9 protein-coding genes, 16 tRNA genes and 1 rRNA gene are annotated in these 16222 nt (G+C 49.6%); 24 read left to right on the top strand and 2 right to left on the bottom strand.

What is annotated here, in order from left to right; all coding sequences use genetic code 11:
- Window positions 1–157: 157 nt before the first annotated feature.
- The 22 genes from JI735_RS04150 to JI735_RS04045 all read left to right on the top strand — a co-directional run bounded on the left by JI735_RS04150 (window position 158) and on the right by JI735_RS04045 (window position 10097).
- Window positions 158–3085, top strand: a 23S ribosomal RNA gene (locus JI735_RS04150).
- Window positions 3086–3150: 65 nt separating this feature from the next.
- A tRNA-Asn gene (locus tag JI735_RS04145) sits at window positions 3151–3226 on the top strand.
- Window positions 3227–3229: 3 nt separating this feature from the next.
- Window positions 3230–3319, top strand: a tRNA-Ser gene (locus JI735_RS04140).
- 174 nt (window positions 3320–3493) lie between these two features.
- Window positions 3494–3568 (top strand) — tRNA-Glu (locus JI735_RS04135).
- Between the two features lie 169 nt (window positions 3569–3737).
- A tRNA-Val gene (locus JI735_RS04130) sits at window positions 3738–3813 on the top strand.
- A gap of 34 nt (window positions 3814–3847) precedes the next feature.
- Window positions 3848–3921, top strand: a tRNA-Met gene (locus tag JI735_RS04125).
- A gap of 76 nt (window positions 3922–3997) precedes the next feature.
- Window positions 3998–4075 (top strand) — tRNA-Asp (locus tag JI735_RS04120).
- Between the two features lie 141 nt (window positions 4076–4216).
- A tRNA-Phe gene (locus tag JI735_RS04115) sits at window positions 4217–4292 on the top strand.
- 20 nt (window positions 4293–4312) lie between these two features.
- Window positions 4313–4388: transfer RNA gene (locus JI735_RS04110), tRNA-Thr, on the top strand.
- 4 nt (window positions 4389–4392) lie between these two features.
- Window positions 4393–4478 (top strand) — tRNA-Tyr (locus JI735_RS04105).
- Between the two features lie 5 nt (window positions 4479–4483).
- Window positions 4484–4557, top strand: a tRNA-Trp gene (locus tag JI735_RS04100).
- A 24-nt stretch (window positions 4558–4581) separates the two neighbouring features.
- Window positions 4582–4657, top strand: a tRNA-His gene (locus JI735_RS04095).
- A gap of 47 nt (window positions 4658–4704) precedes the next feature.
- Window positions 4705–4780 (top strand) — tRNA-His (locus JI735_RS04090).
- A gap of 19 nt (window positions 4781–4799) precedes the next feature.
- Window positions 4800–4874: transfer RNA gene (locus JI735_RS04085), tRNA-Gln, on the top strand.
- 5 nt (window positions 4875–4879) lie between these two features.
- A tRNA-Gly gene (locus JI735_RS04080) sits at window positions 4880–4954 on the top strand.
- Between the two features lie 6 nt (window positions 4955–4960).
- Window positions 4961–5031, top strand: a tRNA-Cys gene (locus tag JI735_RS04075).
- 37 nt (window positions 5032–5068) lie between these two features.
- Window positions 5069–5147 (top strand) — tRNA-Leu (locus JI735_RS04070).
- A 163-nt stretch (window positions 5148–5310) separates the two neighbouring features.
- Window positions 5311–5997: a response regulator transcription factor gene (locus tag JI735_RS04065; protein ID WP_039833917.1), complete on the top strand. Its 687-nt coding sequence runs from the start codon at window positions 5311–5313 to the stop codon at window positions 5995–5997.
- A gap of 9 nt (window positions 5998–6006) precedes the next feature.
- Window positions 6007–7044, top strand: a complete 1038-nt coding sequence (locus JI735_RS04060) for a sensor histidine kinase (RefSeq protein ID WP_039833915.1) — start codon at window positions 6007–6009, stop codon at window positions 7042–7044.
- 64 nt (window positions 7045–7108) lie between these two features.
- Window positions 7109–7792 (top strand): ABC transporter ATP-binding protein, encoded by a 684-nt coding sequence (locus tag JI735_RS04055; protein ID WP_039833914.1) that lies wholly within the window; start codon window positions 7109–7111, stop codon window positions 7790–7792.
- On the top strand, window positions 7789–8397 hold the full coding sequence (locus tag JI735_RS04050) for an ABC transporter permease (RefSeq protein WP_202677096.1): 609 nt from the start codon (window positions 7789–7791) through the stop codon (window positions 8395–8397). The genes JI735_RS04055 and JI735_RS04050 overlap by 4 nt, the downstream gene beginning before the upstream one ends.
- Window positions 8394–10097, top strand: a complete 1704-nt coding sequence (locus tag JI735_RS04045) for an ABC transporter permease (RefSeq protein WP_233476240.1) — start codon at window positions 8394–8396, stop codon at window positions 10095–10097. Before JI735_RS04050 ends, JI735_RS04045 begins: the two co-directional genes overlap by 4 nt.
- 17 nt (window positions 10098–10114) lie before the next feature.
- On the opposite strand, the gene JI735_RS04040 is transcribed toward JI735_RS04045, so the two are convergent.
- A complete protein-coding gene (locus tag JI735_RS04040; RefSeq protein WP_039833911.1) occupies window positions 10115–11722 on the bottom strand; it encodes a response regulator in 1608 nt (535 codons plus the stop codon).
- Window positions 11715–13460 carry a sensor histidine kinase gene (locus tag JI735_RS04035; protein ID WP_202677093.1) on the bottom strand — a complete coding sequence of 582 codons (1746 nt, stop codon included), beginning with the start codon at window positions 13458–13460 and terminating at the stop codon, window positions 11715–11717. Before JI735_RS04035 ends, JI735_RS04040 begins: the two co-directional genes overlap by 8 nt.
- Before the next feature lie 419 nt (window positions 13461–13879).
- On the opposite strand from JI735_RS04035, the gene JI735_RS04030 reads away from it, so the two are divergent.
- A complete protein-coding gene (locus JI735_RS04030) occupies window positions 13880–15241 on the top strand; it encodes an ABC transporter substrate-binding protein (RefSeq protein WP_039833908.1) in 1362 nt (453 codons plus the stop codon).
- A 91-nt stretch (window positions 15242–15332) separates the two neighbouring features.
- A complete protein-coding gene (locus JI735_RS04025; protein ID WP_039833907.1) occupies window positions 15333–16208 on the top strand; it encodes a carbohydrate ABC transporter permease in 876 nt (291 codons plus the stop codon).
- Window positions 16209–16222 lie beyond the last annotated feature (14 nt).

The following is a 16222-nucleotide window of genomic DNA, read 5'->3' as shown; positions in this document are numbered from 1 at the left end:
AACTGGATACCGAAACGAAAATGCGTTTTAGAACATCTTTTAGCTGAAACTTGTGTGAACAAGTTGAAATAGTTATTAGTGGCCGATATTTTCCTGACGGAAATAAAGAGCTTTGAATTCATTCAATGTTCGATATTTCTCCTACGGAGAAAATCGTGGTTAAGCTAATAAGAGCACACGGAGGATGCCTAGGCGCCAGGAGCCGACGAAGGACGTGGCGAACAACGAAACTGCCTCGGGGAGCTGTAAGCAAGCTTTGATCCGGGGGTGTCCGAATGGGGAAACCCGGCTGTGGTAATTCGCAGTCATTCACATCTGAATTCATAGGGTGTGAAGAGGCAGACCAGGGGAACTGAAACATCTAAGTACCCTGAGGAAGAGAAAACAATAGTGATTCCGTCAGTAGCGGCGAGCGAACGCGGAACAGCCTAAACCAAGGAGCTTGCTCCTTGGGGTTGTGGGACGTCTCACATGGAGTTACAAAGGAACCGGGTAGGCGAAGAGGTCTGGAAAGGCCCGCGATAGAGGTAAAAGCCCTGTAGCCTAAACCCTGTTCCCTCCGAGACGGATCCCGAGTAGTGCGGGGCACGTGAAACCCCGTATGAATCCGGCAGGACCATCTGCTAAGGCTAAATACTACCTGGCGACCGATAGTGAAACAGTACCGTGAGGGAAAGGTGAAAAGCACCCCGGAAGGGGAGTGAAATAGAACCTGAAACCGTGTGCTTACAAAAAGTCAGAGTCCTCTATATGGATGATGGCGTGCCTTTTGTAGAATGAACCGGCGAGTTACGTTTAACATGCAAGGTTAAGGTGAGAAGCCGGAGCCGCAGCGAAAGCGAGTCTGAATAGGGCGATTAAGTATGTGGACGTAGACCCGAAACCGTGTGATCTACCCCTGTCCAGGGTGAAGGTGCGGTAACACGCACTGGAGGCCCGAACCCACGTACGTTGAAAAGTGCGGGGATGAGGTGGGGGTAGCGGAGAAATTCCAATCGAACTCGGAGATAGCTGGTTCTCCCCGAAATAGCTTTAGGGCTAGCCTCGGTGAATGGAGTCGTGGAGGTAGAGCACTGATTGGGTGCGGGGCCCGCAAGGGTTACCAAGCTCAGTCAAACTCCGAATGCCATGGACTTCTTGCCGGGAGTCAGACAGTGAGTGCTAAGATCCATTGTCAAAAGGGAAACAGCCCAGACCATCAGCTAAGGTCCCCAAGTGTGTGTTAAGTGGGAAAGGATGTGGAGTTGCACAGACAACCAGGATGTTGGCTTAGAAGCAGCCACCATTGAAAGAGTGCGTAATAGCTCACTGGTCGAGTGACTCTGCGCCGAAAATGTAACGGGGCTAAACACACCACCGAAGCTATGGCTTGATGCTTTGCATCAGGGGTAGGGGAGCGTTGTGTATACATTGAAGGTGTACCGTAAGGAGCGCTGGAGCGTACACAAGTGAGAATGCCGGTATGAGTAACGAAAAGATCAGTGAGAATCTGATCCGCCGAAAGCCCAAGGTTTCCTGAGGAAGGCTCGTCCGCTCAGGGTAAGTCGGGACCTAAGGCGAGGCCGACAGGCGTAGTCGAAGGACAACAGTTTGAAATTACTGTACCACCGTAATCCGCTATGAGCGATGGGGTGACGCAGGAGGGTAGTGACGCGGACTGATGGATGTCCGTCCAAGCAGTGAGGCTGGTGTGTAGGCAAATCCGCACACCGAAAGGCTGGGCTGTGATGGGGAGCGAAAATTACAGTAGCGAAGGTCATGATCTCACACTGCCAAGAAAAGCCTCTAGCCAGGAGAAGGTGCCCGTACCGCAAACCGACACAGGTAGGCGAGAAGAGAATTCTAAGGCGCGCGGAAGAACTCTCGTTAAGGAACTCGGCAAAATGACCCCGTAACTTCGGGAGAAGGGGTGCCTCGGTAGGGTGAATAGCCCGAGGGGGCCGCAGTGAAAAGGCCCAAGCGACTGTTTAGCAAAAACACAGGTCTGTGCGAAGCCGCAAGGCGAAGTATACGGGCTGACGCCTGCCCGGTGCTGGAAGGTTAAGGGGAGCGGTTAGGAGGCAACTCCGAAGCTGTGAACCGAAGCCCCAGTAAACGGCGGCCGTAACTATAACGGTCCTAAGGTAGCGAAATTCCTTGTCAGGTAAATTCTGACCCGCACGAATGGCGTAACGACTTGGGCGCTGTCTCAACGAGAGATTCGGTGAAATTTTAATACCTGTGAAGATGCAGGTTACCCGCGACAAGACGGAAAGACCCCATGGAGCTTTACTGCAGCTTGATATTGAATTTGGGTACGATCTGTACAGGATAGGTGGGAGCCGTAGAAGCCGGAGCGCAAGCTTCGGTGGAGGCGCCGTTGGGATACCACCCTGATCGTATCTAGGTTCTAACCTGGTACCCTAAACGGGTACGGGGACCGTGTCAGGCGGGCAGTTTGACTGGGGCGGTCGCCTCCTAAAGAGTAACGGAGGCGTTCAAAGGTTCCCTCAGAATGGTTGGAAATCATTCGAAGAGTGCAAAGGCAGAAGGGAGCTTGACTGCGAGACCTACAAGTCGAGCAGGGACGAAAGTCGGACTTAGTGATCCGGTGGTACCGCATGGAAGGGCCATCGCTCAACGGATAAAAGCTACCCTGGGGATAACAGGCTTATCTCCCCCAAGAGTCCACATCGACGGGGAGGTTTGGCACCTCGATGTCGGCTCATCGCATCCTGGGGCTGAAGTAGGTCCCAAGGGTTGGGCTGTTCGCCCATTAAAGCGGTACGCGAGCTGGGTTCAGAACGTCGTGAGACAGTTCGGTCCCTATCTGTCGTGGGCGTAGGAAATTTGAGAGGAGCTGTCCTTAGTACGAGAGGACCGGGATGGACGTACCGCTGGTGCACCAGTTGTTCCGCCAGGAGCATGGCTGGGTAGCTACGTACGGACGGGATAAGCGCTGAAAGCATCTAAGCGTGAAGCCCCCCTCAAGATGAGATTTCCCAGTATGTAAGACCCCTTGAAGACGACGAGGTAGATAGGTTGGAGGTGGAAGCACGGCAACGTGTGGAGCTGACCAATACTAATCGGTCGAGGGCTTATCCAATAAACTAAAATGCAATTTTCGTTTCGGATTCAGTTTTCAGGCGATCAAACGTCTGATATGCATATTCCCTGATAGCTCAGTTGGTAGAGCACTCGACTGTTAATCGAGTTGTCACAGGTTCGAGTCCTGTTCGGGGAGCCATATGGAGAGGTGTCCGAGTTTGGCCGAAGGAGCACGATTGGAAATCGTGTAGGCGCCACAAGCGTCTCGAGGGTTCGAATCCCTCTCTCTCCGTAGCAATACCTTCCTGAAAAGGGATGAGAACCCTCGGTGGTTCGTTGGAGCATAAGCTTCGTTAGGGTTTGCTTCGCAATCTCGAACGAAGTGAGAGTATCCCTCTCTCTCCGTAGCATTACTTCCCTGAAAAGGGATGAGAGTCCTTAGTGGTTCGTTGGAGCATGAAGATATGGCCCGTTGGTCAAGGGGTTAAGACACCTCCCTTTCACGGAGGTAACATGGGTTCGAATCCCATACGGGTCACCATTTTACACCTTCGAATTCTGGGATGAGAATCCATGGGGTTCGTTGAAGCATCGGCTTCGTAAGGAATACATCGCAATCTCGTAACGGAGTGGAGAGTATCCCATACGGGTCACCATTATTACTTGATTTTTATTATAGTGATTTGGTACAATGAGTTTTGTTGATTTATGGAGGCTTAGCTCAGCTGGGAGAGCATCTGCCTTACAAGCAGAGGGTCGGGGGTTCGAACCCCTCAGCCTCCACCATAGTATCCTTTCAAAAGAATACGCTTTATACTGACGCGGGGTGGAGCAGCCCGGTAGCTCGTCGGGCTCATAACCCGAAGGCCGCAGGTTCAAATCCTGCCCCCGCAATTTAACCCCAAAAAGTAAAGATATGCTTTGTAGTGTATTTTGATTACTTTCCGGGGCCCCCAGTAGTGCTTAATTTGGAACCGTGGTGTAGTTGGCCTAACATGCCTGCCTGTCACGCAGGAGATCGCGGGTTCGAATCCCGTCGGTTCCGCCATCAAAGTTTTCTTCAGGGATGAGAATCCATCATAGGGTTCGTTGAAGCGTCGGCTTCGTAAGGATTACATCGCAATCTCGTAACGAAGTGAAGAGTATCCCGTCGGTTCCGCCATCAATAATTTGCTTGATACACTTATATGGCTCGGTAGCTCAGTCGGTAGAGCAAAGGACTGAAAATCCTTGTGTCGGCGGTTCGATTCCGTCCCGCGCCACCATTTTTCTTACAACTTAATATGCCGGTGTAGCTCAATTGGTAGAGCAACTGACTTGTAATCAGTAGGTTGGGAGTTCAAGTCTTCTCGCCGGCACCATTGTGGAGGCTTAGCGAAGTGGCCAAACGCATCAGACTGTAAATCTGCTCACGTACGTGTTCGGTGGTTCGAATCCATCAGCCTCCACCATTTTTAGGGGCATAGTTTAAAGGTAGAACAACGGTCTCCAAAACCGTTGGTGTGGGTTCAATTCCTGCTGCCCCTGCCACACAAATTTTAAAAGTTTCATATGGCGGCCGTGGCGAAGGGGTTAACGCACCGGATTGTGGTTCCGGCATTCGTGGGTTCGAGACCCATCGGCCGCCCCATTACTTTTAGAATTATTGATTTAGTTAGGATGTAACAGTTTCATATGGCGGCTGTGGCGAAGGGGTTAACGCACCGGATTGTGGTTCCGGCATTCGTGGGTTCGAGACCCATCAGCCGCCCCATCACTTTACAAATGAATATTGGGGATTAGCCAAGCGGTAAGGCAACGGACTTTGACTCCGTCATTCATAGGTTCGATTCCTATATCCCCAGCCATTAATGCGGACGTGGCTCAGCGGTAGAGCATCGCCTTGCCAAGGCGAGGGTCGCGGGTTCGATTCCCGTCGTCCGCTCCATTTTATGGCGCCATAGCCAAGTGGTAAGGCAAAGCTCTGCAAAAGCTTTATCCCCAGTTCGAGTCTGGGTGGCGCCTTCATTTTTTTATTTAGCCCTAATTCATATTTGTACACGCCGGCGTGGCGGAATGGCAGACGCGCTCGACTCAAAATCGAGTGGGAAACCGTGGAGGTTCGAGTCCTCTCGCCGGTATTAGCTAAAAGAGTTCATTAGAGACATCCTCTAGTGGGCTTTTTTTATTTGAATTTAAGCAATGTTTGGATAAGTAACTTGTGATGGTGTCAACGATCTCCTTGAATTTTCCCGCCATCTCGAATCATAATAGACCTAAGATAGACAAGGGGAAGTGAAACAAATGAACAAAATCCTGCTGCTGGAGGACGATTTGAGCCTGATTGACGGGCTTTCGTATTCGCTGAACAAGCAAGGGTTTGATTTGGATATTGCCCGGACGGTAAGGGAGGCGGAAGTTCTTTTTACGGACGGAATCTATGATTTGCTGATTTTGGATGTATCCTTGCCGGATGGCTCCGGCTTTGAGGTTTGCCGGAAGGTGCGGCAGGTTTCAAAAGTGCCGATTGTCTTTCTGACGGCGTCTGATGAGGAAGTGAATATGGTCATGGGACTGGATATGGGCGGCGATGATTATATTACCAAGCCGTTTAAGCTGGGTGTGCTTGTGTCGCGAATCCATGCCGTGCTGCGGAGGGCAAAGGATTTTGGCGTGGCAGATGCAGAAATGGCGTCGAATGGGATCAAGGTGCTGCTGCTGCAGGGACAAGCTTATAAGGACGAGATGGCCCTGCCGTTGACGGCCGGGGAGTATAGGCTGCTCTGCTTGCTGATGAATCATCCGAACCAGGTTCTTTCCAAAGAAATGATCTTGGACAAGCTGTGGGATGGGCAGGGAAATTATGTGGATGACAATACGCTGGCGGTTTATATCCGCAGGCTGCGCATGAAGATCGAGGAAGATCCCAATCATCCGCAAATTCTGTTGACGGTCAGAGGCATGGGGTATAAGTGGAAGGTGACGAATTGAGGTGGGACGATGCACGTTTTTACCAACCAGGATATTAAAAAGCTGTTTATTTCACTGTCTTGTATCTTTGTTTCGTTTATGGGGTTGTCCCAGCTTTTGATCTGGCCGTCCAGCGGCTCTTTGCATCTGGGCCTTTTCCTGCTCTCGCTTCTGATCGCCGCCGGTGTATTGTGGAGCTGCTTTTTATATTTTAGAAGACAGGATCGCATGATGGAGGAGGCCATCTCTCAACTCTCCCATTTCATGACGGGCAATACCCGTGCGCGTATCGAATGTGACAGCGAGGGAAGCCTGTATAAGCTTTTTCACGCGGTGAACACGCTGGCTACGACGCTTGACGCGCATGGCGCCAAGGAGCAGAAGACGAAGGAGTTTCTGAAAGACACGATATCGGATATTTCCCACCAGTTAAAAACGCCCCTTGCCGCCCTCAATATCTACAACGGACTTTTGCAGGACGAAAGTGAGGAACCAGCCGCCATGCGGGAATTTGCGGTCAAGTCGGAACGGGAAATTGACAGGATCGAAAGGCTGGTCCAAAGCCTTCTGAAGATTACAAAATGGGATGCCGGTTCGATCATGATCGAGAAGTTACCGGAAAATATTGCCGATATGATGAACGACCTCTGGCTGCATTTTGAAACGCGCGTCAATCTGGAGCGGAAACGCATGACCCTGTCGGGACCGCCACAGGCCGAGCTGGTTTGTGACCGGGGCTGGATCGTGGAAGCCGTAAGCAATGTGGTAAAAAACGCGCTGGACCATACGGAGGCAGGCGGTCATATCGCCATCGAGTGGAACGAATTGCCTTCGGTTACGCAAATCACGGTCAAGGATAATGGAAGCGGTATCCATACGGAAGATATACATCATATTTTCAAGCGGTTTTATCGGAGCCGCTTTTCGAAAGATACGCAAGGCGTTGGGCTGGGCCTTCCGCTGACCAAAGCCATTGTTGAAGCGCATGACGGCAATATCACGGTGGAGAGTGCCTTAGGGAATGGCAGCACCTTTGTGCTGAGTTTTCTCAACCTTACGAAACCGTAAGCCGGAATTCATGTGAGCGTAAGACGCAGATGGTAAACTCCGTGATAGAAAGGAGTGAGGGGATTTGAATTTGTTGGAAGTGAATTCCGTATGCAAAACCTATGGAACCGGTGAAACGGCCGTTAACGCCTTGAAAAATGTAAGTTTTACCGTGCCCAAAGGCGAGTTTGTCGCGGTTATCGGGGAGTCCGGTTCCGGAAAAAGTACGCTATTGAACATGATAGGGGCCCTGGATACGCCAACGTCCGGCAGGGTATGGATCGACGGGAACGATATTTTTCGCATGAAGGACGAGAAACTGACCATATTCCGCCGCAGGAATATCGGTTTTATCTTTCAGGCGTTCAATCTGATCCCGGAACTTAATGTGGAGCAGAATATCACTTTCCCATTGCTGCTCGATTATAAGAAGCCGGATCAAGCGTATGTGGAAGAAATCCTGGCCGTTCTGTCCTTGACGGACCGGCGCAATCATCTGCCCCGCCAGTTATCCGGCGGTCAGCAGCAGCGCGTGGCGATCGGCCGCGCCTTGATTACCCGCCCCATGCTTATCCTTGCGGACGAACCCACCGGCAATTTGGACAGCCAAAACAGCAATGAGGTTATTTCCCTGCTAAAAACGGCATCCAAACGCTACCAGCAGACGATTATCATGATTACGCATAACCGGAGCATGGCTTCGACGGCGGATCGGGTGCTGCAGGTGTCGGACGGCGTGCTTACTCAGCTTGGGGTGTACGCCGAATGAAAAGCTATCTGGGTCTTGTTTCGGAATATGCCAAAGTCCATAGCAAGAAAAACCGGCTCACTGTGGTTTGCATTGCTATATCCGTGATGCTGGTCGTGGCCGTATTCGGGATGGCCGATATGAGCGTGAAAGCCCAAATCAATGAGAATATCCGGCAAAAAGGAAATTACCATGCCGTGATTGCGGGGATAACAGACAGCACCGCCGGGCAAATCGCAGGTCGCAGCGATGTGAAAGTGGCGGGTTGGGTCGGCATGGCCGAAGATACGGTTTTTCAAGGAAAAAAACTACGTATTCAAGGCGGCGAACAGGATATCGCTAATCAGATGAACCTGGTCGTGAGCGGGGGAGCGTATCCGGCTTCCGAACGTGAAGCTTTGCTTGACCGGCCGGCACTGGAGCAATTCGGTCTGTCCATTGGGGATACAATTAAAATTGCTTTGAGCGATGAGCGGAAGCGGGAATATAAGATTACCGGGACGTACAACGACTTTTCCAGTTTGAAAGGTACGGACTCCCACGGCCTGTATCTGTCAACGGAGGGGATTCGTACGCTTCCGTCCGAAAAAAGGAATATTATTATATTCAGTTTAAAAGCGGCGTGAACATTAACCGGGCGTTATCCAACATCAAAGCGGAGCATGGCCTGACTGATAAACAGGTCTCCACGAACCTTCTCCTGCTTGGTTTAATGGGACAAAGCAACGACAGTTCGATGGTCGATCTCTACCTTACGGCGGGAATTCTTTTTCTCCTGATTACGATGGCTGCCACGTTTATGATCGCCAGCAGTTTTAACATGAGCGTGCTGGAACGGACGCAATTCTTCGGCCTTCTGCGCTGTCTTGGCGCCACGAAAAAGCAAATCAAACGGTATATCCGGCGGGAGGGTTTGCGGTATTGCCTAAAAGGGATTCCGATTGGACTATTGGCCGGGTGCGGCATGATGTGGGCAGCGGTCTTATTCCTGAATTCCTTGAATGTGAAGTACCTGCCGGCAATGCCAGTGTTTCAAATCAGCTGGCCCGCTATGGCTGCCGGTACGGTAATCGGGTTGTTGGTGGTCATGCTCGCTTCGAGGTCTCCTGCCAAAAAGGCGGCAAAGGTATCTCCGCAAGCTGCTGTAACCGGAAATATCAATCATGTGAATCATCAACCCATTAACAGGGCGGCTAACACCAAATGGTTTCGCGTGGATAGAGCCATGGGGTTCCAGCATGCTTTTTCCAATAAAAAGAGTATGGTACTGATATCGGGTTCTTTTGGGCTAAGCATCATCCTGTTCTTGTGTTTCACAGTCCTGATTACCTTCATGGGCCATGCCTTAAGGCCGTTGAAGCCTTACGCGCCTGATATCTCCATTATGGGTGCGAAGGATTCCGTCTTGCTTGACCGTTCGATAATGGAGGAAGCAAAGGCGCTTCCGCATATCAGGAATATCTATGGACGGATGGTTCTCCATGATATTCCGGCAACTTATCAACAGGGCAACAATACGGCCACGCTGATTTCATATGACGAGCCGCAATTTAAATGGGCGGCAGACAAGCTGATTTCCGGAACAATAGATCAGGTGCAGAACGGCAACGGGGTATTCGTCACGTATTCGGAAGATTTGAAATGGAAGGTAGGCGATACCCTTACCCTTGGGCTGCCTGGGGGATCTTCTGAGGTTCACATTGCCGGGATCCTCTCCGATGCACCGTTTGTGGCAAAGAAAGGCGGATGGATCATCATTAGCTCCGAAGCCACCTTTACCGCGCTGACCGGCATCTCGGACTACACCATTATCGACATGCAGGTTGATGAAGATATTTCCGGGCAGGCCAGAAGCCTAATCACGCCGGAAATGCGGCTGCTTGACGAACAGCAAGGCAACCGCGAAACCCGCGCGGCCTATTACGCCATGGCGGTATTTGTGTACGGGTTCTTGCTCGTGATTGCACTGGTCGCGCTGATTAACATCCTGAATACAGTAAACGCCAGCGTTTCCAGCCGAATGGGCAACTATGGCGTGATGCGTGCGGTAGGCATGTCAGGCAGGCAGTTAAAAAGGATGGTCATGGCCGAAGCCGCCGCTTATGCGATATCAGGCAGTTTGCTGGGCGGTGTTTTGGGATTGCTTTTGCATCGTTTCTTCTATGGGCTGATGATTACCTCCAACTGGGGCGAGCTTTGGCAGCCGCCAATTATGATCTTGACGATCACGATTGCAGCAGCGATCCTTACGACGTTTGTTGCGGCGATCTCACCTACCCGGAAAATGGATAAGATGAGCATCGTTAATGTGGTGAATGCGCAGTGAAATAGACTAGGAATCTTTTATCCCAATTCAGTCTGTGAATAATTCAGCTTGTATTCCTTGGGACTCATCCCTGTGTATTTAGAGAACACGTGGGTGAAATAGGCAGGTGTCTCAATACCGACTGCTTCTGCGACTTCAAATACTTTACTCGCCGGATTCCTGAGTAATTTCTTGGCCATTTCAATCCGGTACTTATTGATCGCGTCGATGATGGACTCATTGGTTACTTTTTTGTAAAGGCGGCTGAGGTAGCTGCTGTTGATATGGATATGGTCCGCAATAATTTGCAGATTCAGGTTCTGGTTGTAATGCTCTTTTATATATTTCTGGCATTCTATAACGATGTAATTGGGTTGTTTGTCATTAAACGCCACTGCCCTTGAGCAGCTCCGAATCAGACGCTTTAGGATGTCTGCCAACAGCTGAATGCTTTTGCTCTCCTGGATTTGCTTATACACCGTGGATTGGCTTTCATCCAACTCGGGTGCGAAGGGGTGGCTGGCGCTCAGCAAACGGAAACAGTAAGAACCTATGAGCAGACAAGCCACCTTTACATTCTCAATCGGCTCTTTGATATTTCTGTAGCTCTCCAGTAAACGCTCCAGTTGATCGATTGCCAGATCGTTTTGTCCTTGCTGCAGATATTCGGCAATTCTCTCTGCGGTATGATGGGGAGGAGCTCCGGGAGTGAGTGTCTGGCTGGTGTGAGGCATATAGACAGCCACATAATTATCGCTATAAAAGCTGCCTTGCAGCGCTTCTCTCGCCTCCCGGTAAGCTATGGACAGCGTCTGCACATCCCGGTGCATCAGACTGATGCCGATATTGAGATGGTATCGTCTAAAGTTCTCTGCCATGGCGAGAATTTCATTACATATCGTGAGCAAGGCTTGTGTGGAGACTGCTGCATTGCCGTCGCCCATGGAGACAATAGCCAGCAAAGTGTTTTTTTCCATTGCCATTATATAAGTAGGGCGCTCCTCGAAGGCCAGCGCAAGGAATTGGCGAATGGAAGCCAAGAACCGGTGATATTCACTCGTTGGGGGAGAGCCCAGCGTATCCTCAATCTCCAGATGGACCCCGAAATAGTTCTCCAATTGCAAACCAAGCTCCCTTGAGCGGCTGAGCAAACCTGCTTCATCGCTGATCAAGCCGTGGGCGGCCTCCTTCAGAAATTTTTCACTGATTTCGGAAAGATTGTCGTTGATCTTGCTCTCCAGCTGTCTCAATTTCTGCTTCTGCTCATTTTCCTTTTCCAGCAGCCGCGTTGCTTTTTCAATGGCCCCGGGAATCTTCTCGGTGGGGTTGGTCTTGACCACAAAATCTACTACTTCATACTGAATGGCAGTTTGGGCATAGGAGAAGTCAGCAAAGGCTGTGAGGATGATGACCTTGATTTGCGGAAAGTTCTGGTGGACATAGTCCGATAAAGCAAGACCGTCCATCCCCGGCATGCGGATATCGGTTACAATAATATCGATATCATAATGGCCGAGCATCTCCACGGCTTCTATCCCATTGGATGCTTCACAAATGACTTCACATTGGAGAGTTTCCCAATCCACAAAACACTTCAGCCCTTTTTTGATAACAGGCTCATCATCAACGATCATTACGTTATACATGCGATAGCTCCCCCTGATCTGCAGGTATGTGAAGGGTAACTTTGGCTCCTGCCCCAAATTCGCTCTCTACCTCAATTCCATAAGGCTCGCCGTAGATCAGCTTGACCCGTTTTTGCGTGTTGATCAGGCCAATATTGTTGTGGCCTTGTTTGCGAATGGTGATACTTTCGAAATTACTCCAATTCCGGGGAACAACCTCAAATCCATTGCCATTGTCCGTGATCTCAAAATAGACCGAATCGTTTTTACGGTAAATGCGGATGTGGATGATTCCTTTGCCCAGCTTTTTTTCCACACCGTGAACCACAGCATTTTCCACCAGGGGTTCGACACTCAGCTTGGGAAGCAACAGATCCAGTAGGGCCTCGTCCTCAATATGGATCGTATACTCAATTTTATCCTCAAACCTTTCTTTTTGCAGATAAAGATAAAATTGGATAACATCCAGTTCCTGACGAATCGGGACCTTAGCCAGACTATTGGAATAAATACCTGCCTGCAGCAGCTCTGTAAGGGACGTTACCATTTTGTAAACGGTCTCATCTTTGGACAATTTGGCTTTGTAGCCAATGGTAATTAACGTGTTGAACAGAAAGTGGGGATTGATCTGCGCTTGCAAAAATTTGATCTCCGACTCTTTGATCAGCAGGTGCTTCTCATAAACTTCCTTGATGAGATAATTGATTTCTTCCGTCATTCTGTTGAAGGTGGTACTGAGCTGGTTGAGCTCCACATTTTTGTAGGCCGGCATTCTTACGTTGTAATCACCTTTCTTGACCTTATGGATACTCCGCAGCAGATCACGGATGACCCGGGTAAAGCGAAGAGATAACAGGACGCCTGCTGCAAGGGATACGAAGGCAATCAGAGCGATGATCCAAATGTAATTACGCATGCTCTCGGACAACTTGGAGAGTACTTGCTTCTTAGGAATGCCTGCAATGAAAGTAAGCCCGGTGGTGCCGATGCTGCGGGAAACGGTCAGGTAGCTTTCATGGTTAAGCTTGACTTCCCTTACTTCGGCATTGTCTTTCAGCGCGAAGACGGCGGGAGAAACGATAGAACCCAGCTCCTGCTTATCGGCACTGGAATAGATGGCTCCCCGGTTATCAATGATGTAAGCCATAGCACCCGGAAAGGCGAGCAGCCCGGAATATTGGTCCGCTAAATCTGCCTCATCCGTGCCAAAAATCAGCACAAGGCGCTGCTGGGGAAGGTTGATATTGGACACGATTCGTGTGAAGTAGAGGGTACGGTCCTCGTAGCTTGGCGTGATAATTTCCTTGCCCCGAACCCTGCCGTTAACCGAATGAAAAACAGCGAGATTGTTTTTGTTAATTTCTTCAATGTTGGGCTGTGACTTTAAAACGGATATGTAATTGTCCTTATCAAAAAAAACATAAGCCGTTGACAGCAGGCTGATATTCCAGGCGTTGTTGAACATAAGGCTGTATTTCAGGTCCTCTTCCATTTCACTTTTATTGAGAAATTTTTTGTAGTAGTCGTCTCCCAGGGACACATCCTCGATGGACCAGGTTCTTATCGTTTTATTAGCGAGGAAATGCAGGGAGGTGTTATCGATAATCTGAAAGGATTTCTCGATATTGTCATTGGTCTGGCGGATCAGAAGAGACAGATTATCGTTGGCATTCTTCGTTAGAATCTGGGAGATGTTCCAATAGAAATAGCAGCCGGCGAACGTCATCGGGAGGAGAATCAGAAGAAGGATAGTTATCACAATTTTATTCCTTACCGGAATGCGGGAGAGTAATCCCCGAATTGGGCGAAGGCTGAGTCGTCGCATGATCTGTTCATTGGACATGCTGTCTGCTCCTTGGTCGATGTTACTATCTGTAGTAAAGCTATTATACAATCTTTTATTTGTGGCGAATAGCTGAACAGGGCGAAATACAGCCATTTCCGGCTAAGTGGTAAAGAAAACAACAAAGAGTTAAAGAAATCGGAAGAATTCTACAACCCCTTTTATTTGTACGGATGTTGTGGCCCTATTAGCTCAAGATATCAGAAAAGATAATACTGAAATACGAATTCATTCTCCGTAGTCCTTGCTCTACAATGAGAGCTGTAACAAAGCGCAATCGGGTGCAGGGCTTAAGCCTCTGCATCAAGCTGTCATCATTTAAAGGGGGATTTGATTTGAGAAAGCCATTGTTCAAAACAAGCTGTACCTTAGCTAGCACTCTTATTCTCGCCCTGTCCGTTTCGGCATGCGGATCGCAGAATTCATCGGAGAACAGCGGGACATCCGCAACCGCTGCACCAACCGCCTCGGGTCAGGCAAACGATGCTCCCGCTGCCAAGGCACCGGTGAAAATTTCCTATCTTACCTTCCGGGTAGGTACGCATGCGTCAGCCAAGCTGGAGGAAGAACAGATCAAGCAGTTTAATGCCAAGTATGGCAAGGAAGTGGAGGTTGTGGTTGAAGAGATTCCAAGTGACTCCGCATATGAGGACAAGTTGAAGATTCTGGCAGTCTCCGGGGATGTTCCGGATGTCGTCATGGGCAAGAACGGAATCAATGACATCCTGATTAAAGGAAATCTTGTAACCCCTTTCAACGACTATCTGGACAAGGACCCGGAATGGAAAGCAGAGGTTGGGGAAGCGGCGCTCGCTGCCAATACCCGGGACGGAAAGGTCTGGTCCATAAGCGATCAGAAGCAGAATATCGGGTACTTCTACAACAAGGAAATGTTTGAAAAGGCGGGAATCCAGCCGGCGCAAACCTGGGATGAATTCATGAGCAACAATGAGAAGCTCAAAGCAGCGGGCTTCGTTCCGCTTGCATTGATGACAGGGGAAAACGCCTGGACGACCAACCTGATTCTGGCTGCTCTTGTGGGCACAAACGGGGAGGCAGGCAATACGTTCATGAACACGCTGCATCCCACCGATTTTAATACACCTGAAATGATTCAGGCGCTCAACATGATGAAGACGATGCTGGAGAAATACACGACCAAGGATGCGCTGGGTGCCGGTTATGCCAATGCAGCGAACGCTTTCTCCCAGAACAAAGCGGCTATGATTGCCAATGGTCCCTGGATGATTGGAGACTTTAGCGACCCGACCAAATCCAGTGCGGACTTTGATAAAAAGGTGGGTGTGGCAGCCTATCCGGACAACAGCCTGATCTCCACCTATGAGGTTGGCTATATGATCGGAGCCAAAACACCGGAAACCCGCGACGCTGCTGAGAAATTCATTCGCTTCAAGACGGGGATAGAAGGACAGACCATCGCGCTTGAATATGGGAATGTGATGCCGGTTTCCAATAAGATTCAGCCTTCCGATGCACTGAAGCAGAAATATCCGCTTTTTGTTGAATCCATAAAACTGGCCCAACAGACGCAGGTTCATTACCAATCCTTTGACTCTATTGTCTATCCCAACATTACCGATGCCTGGAAGAGCCTTTATCCAAAGCTGGTATTTGGTCAGTCAACAGCAGAGGAGATTGCCAAAGAGCTGACGGAAATTGCAGCCAAGCATAAATAATCAGCATGCTGATAAGCAGGAGTATGAGCGATGATCGGATTTTCCGGCAGGTCTGCTTTCCGGGGAAATTTGATTAGGGAGGACCATATGAATGGTTAGGAAAAACAAAGGATACATTACGTTGTTTCTGTTGCCGACGGTTGTGCTATTTATTGTTGTCTATGCCGTATCGATTGTCATACTGTTCGGCACATCCTTTACAGAATGGTCGTCCGGACGAAAACCGGTTTTTATCGGACTGGCCAACTATATTCAACTGTTTACGGATGATTCCGATTTTCGTAAAAGTTTTCTGAATACGGGTCTCTGGGTTTTGCTCCAGTCGACAATCCATGTCGCCATCGGTACCGCGTTCGCAATTATTCTCAATATGAAGGAATTCTACTGGAAGTTTGCGCGGACAGTTTACATGTTTCCCAATATCATCTCGGGCGCAGCCGTGGGTATGCTGTTTTTGTGCATGCTCAATCCTGATTTTGGTGCGGTGAACAGCATTGTCCGCTTGTTCGGCCATGCGGATTACGCCCAGAACTGGTTTATGGATTACACAACCGCCTTCTTCTCAGTCACAATGACCTGGCTGCCCTATGCGGCTGTTGTCACTATACTGATTCTGGCCGAGATTGCGGCGATTCCAGAAAGCCTGTTTGAATCGGCGCGTATCGATGGGGCCAGCGAGCTGAAGATCATTTTTTATATCATCCTACCTATGCTGCGCAATATTATTGGGACCTGTGTGATTCTCGCCGGAACAAGTATGCTGCAGAAGATGGATATTATTATGATGACGACGGGCGGCGGACCCGGCAATGAAACCATGAATCTGCCCATTTATATTTACAAGACCGCACTCATGGAGAACAACTTCGGTTATTCCAATTCGGTGGGTGTCTTCCTAATCGGCTTTGGCTTGGTCTTTGTCCTGCTGTGCCGAAATCTGTTCAGAATAGGCAGCTCCCAAAACTGAATGGAGCGACTGGG

Source organism: Paenibacillus sonchi (assembly GCF_016772475.1).
GTDB classification, from domain to species: Bacteria; Bacillota; Bacilli; order Paenibacillales; family Paenibacillaceae; genus Paenibacillus_AQ; species Paenibacillus_AQ sonchi.
Note: the sequence above shows the minus strand (reverse complement) of the source record. Positions and strands in the feature narration are given on the sequence as shown.

Excerpts from the sequence above, each read along its gene's own strand:
- JI735_RS04065 (WP_039833917.1), top strand. The coding sequence starts at position 5,311 with ATGAACAAAATCCTGCTGCTGGAGGACGATTTGAGCCTGATTGACGGG.
- JI735_RS04060 (WP_039833915.1), top strand. The coding sequence starts at position 6,007 with ATGCACGTTTTTACCAACCAGGATATTAAAAAGCTGTTTATTTCACTG.
- JI735_RS04050 (WP_202677096.1), top strand. The coding sequence starts at position 7,789 with ATGAAAAGCTATCTGGGTCTTGTTTCGGAATATGCCAAAGTCCATAGC.
- JI735_RS04040 (WP_039833911.1), bottom strand. The coding sequence starts at position 11,722 with ATGTATAACGTAATGATCGTTGATGATGAGCCTGTTATCAAAAAAGGG.
- JI735_RS04025 (WP_039833907.1), top strand. The coding sequence starts at position 15,333 with ATGGTTAGGAAAAACAAAGGATACATTACGTTGTTTCTGTTGCCGACG.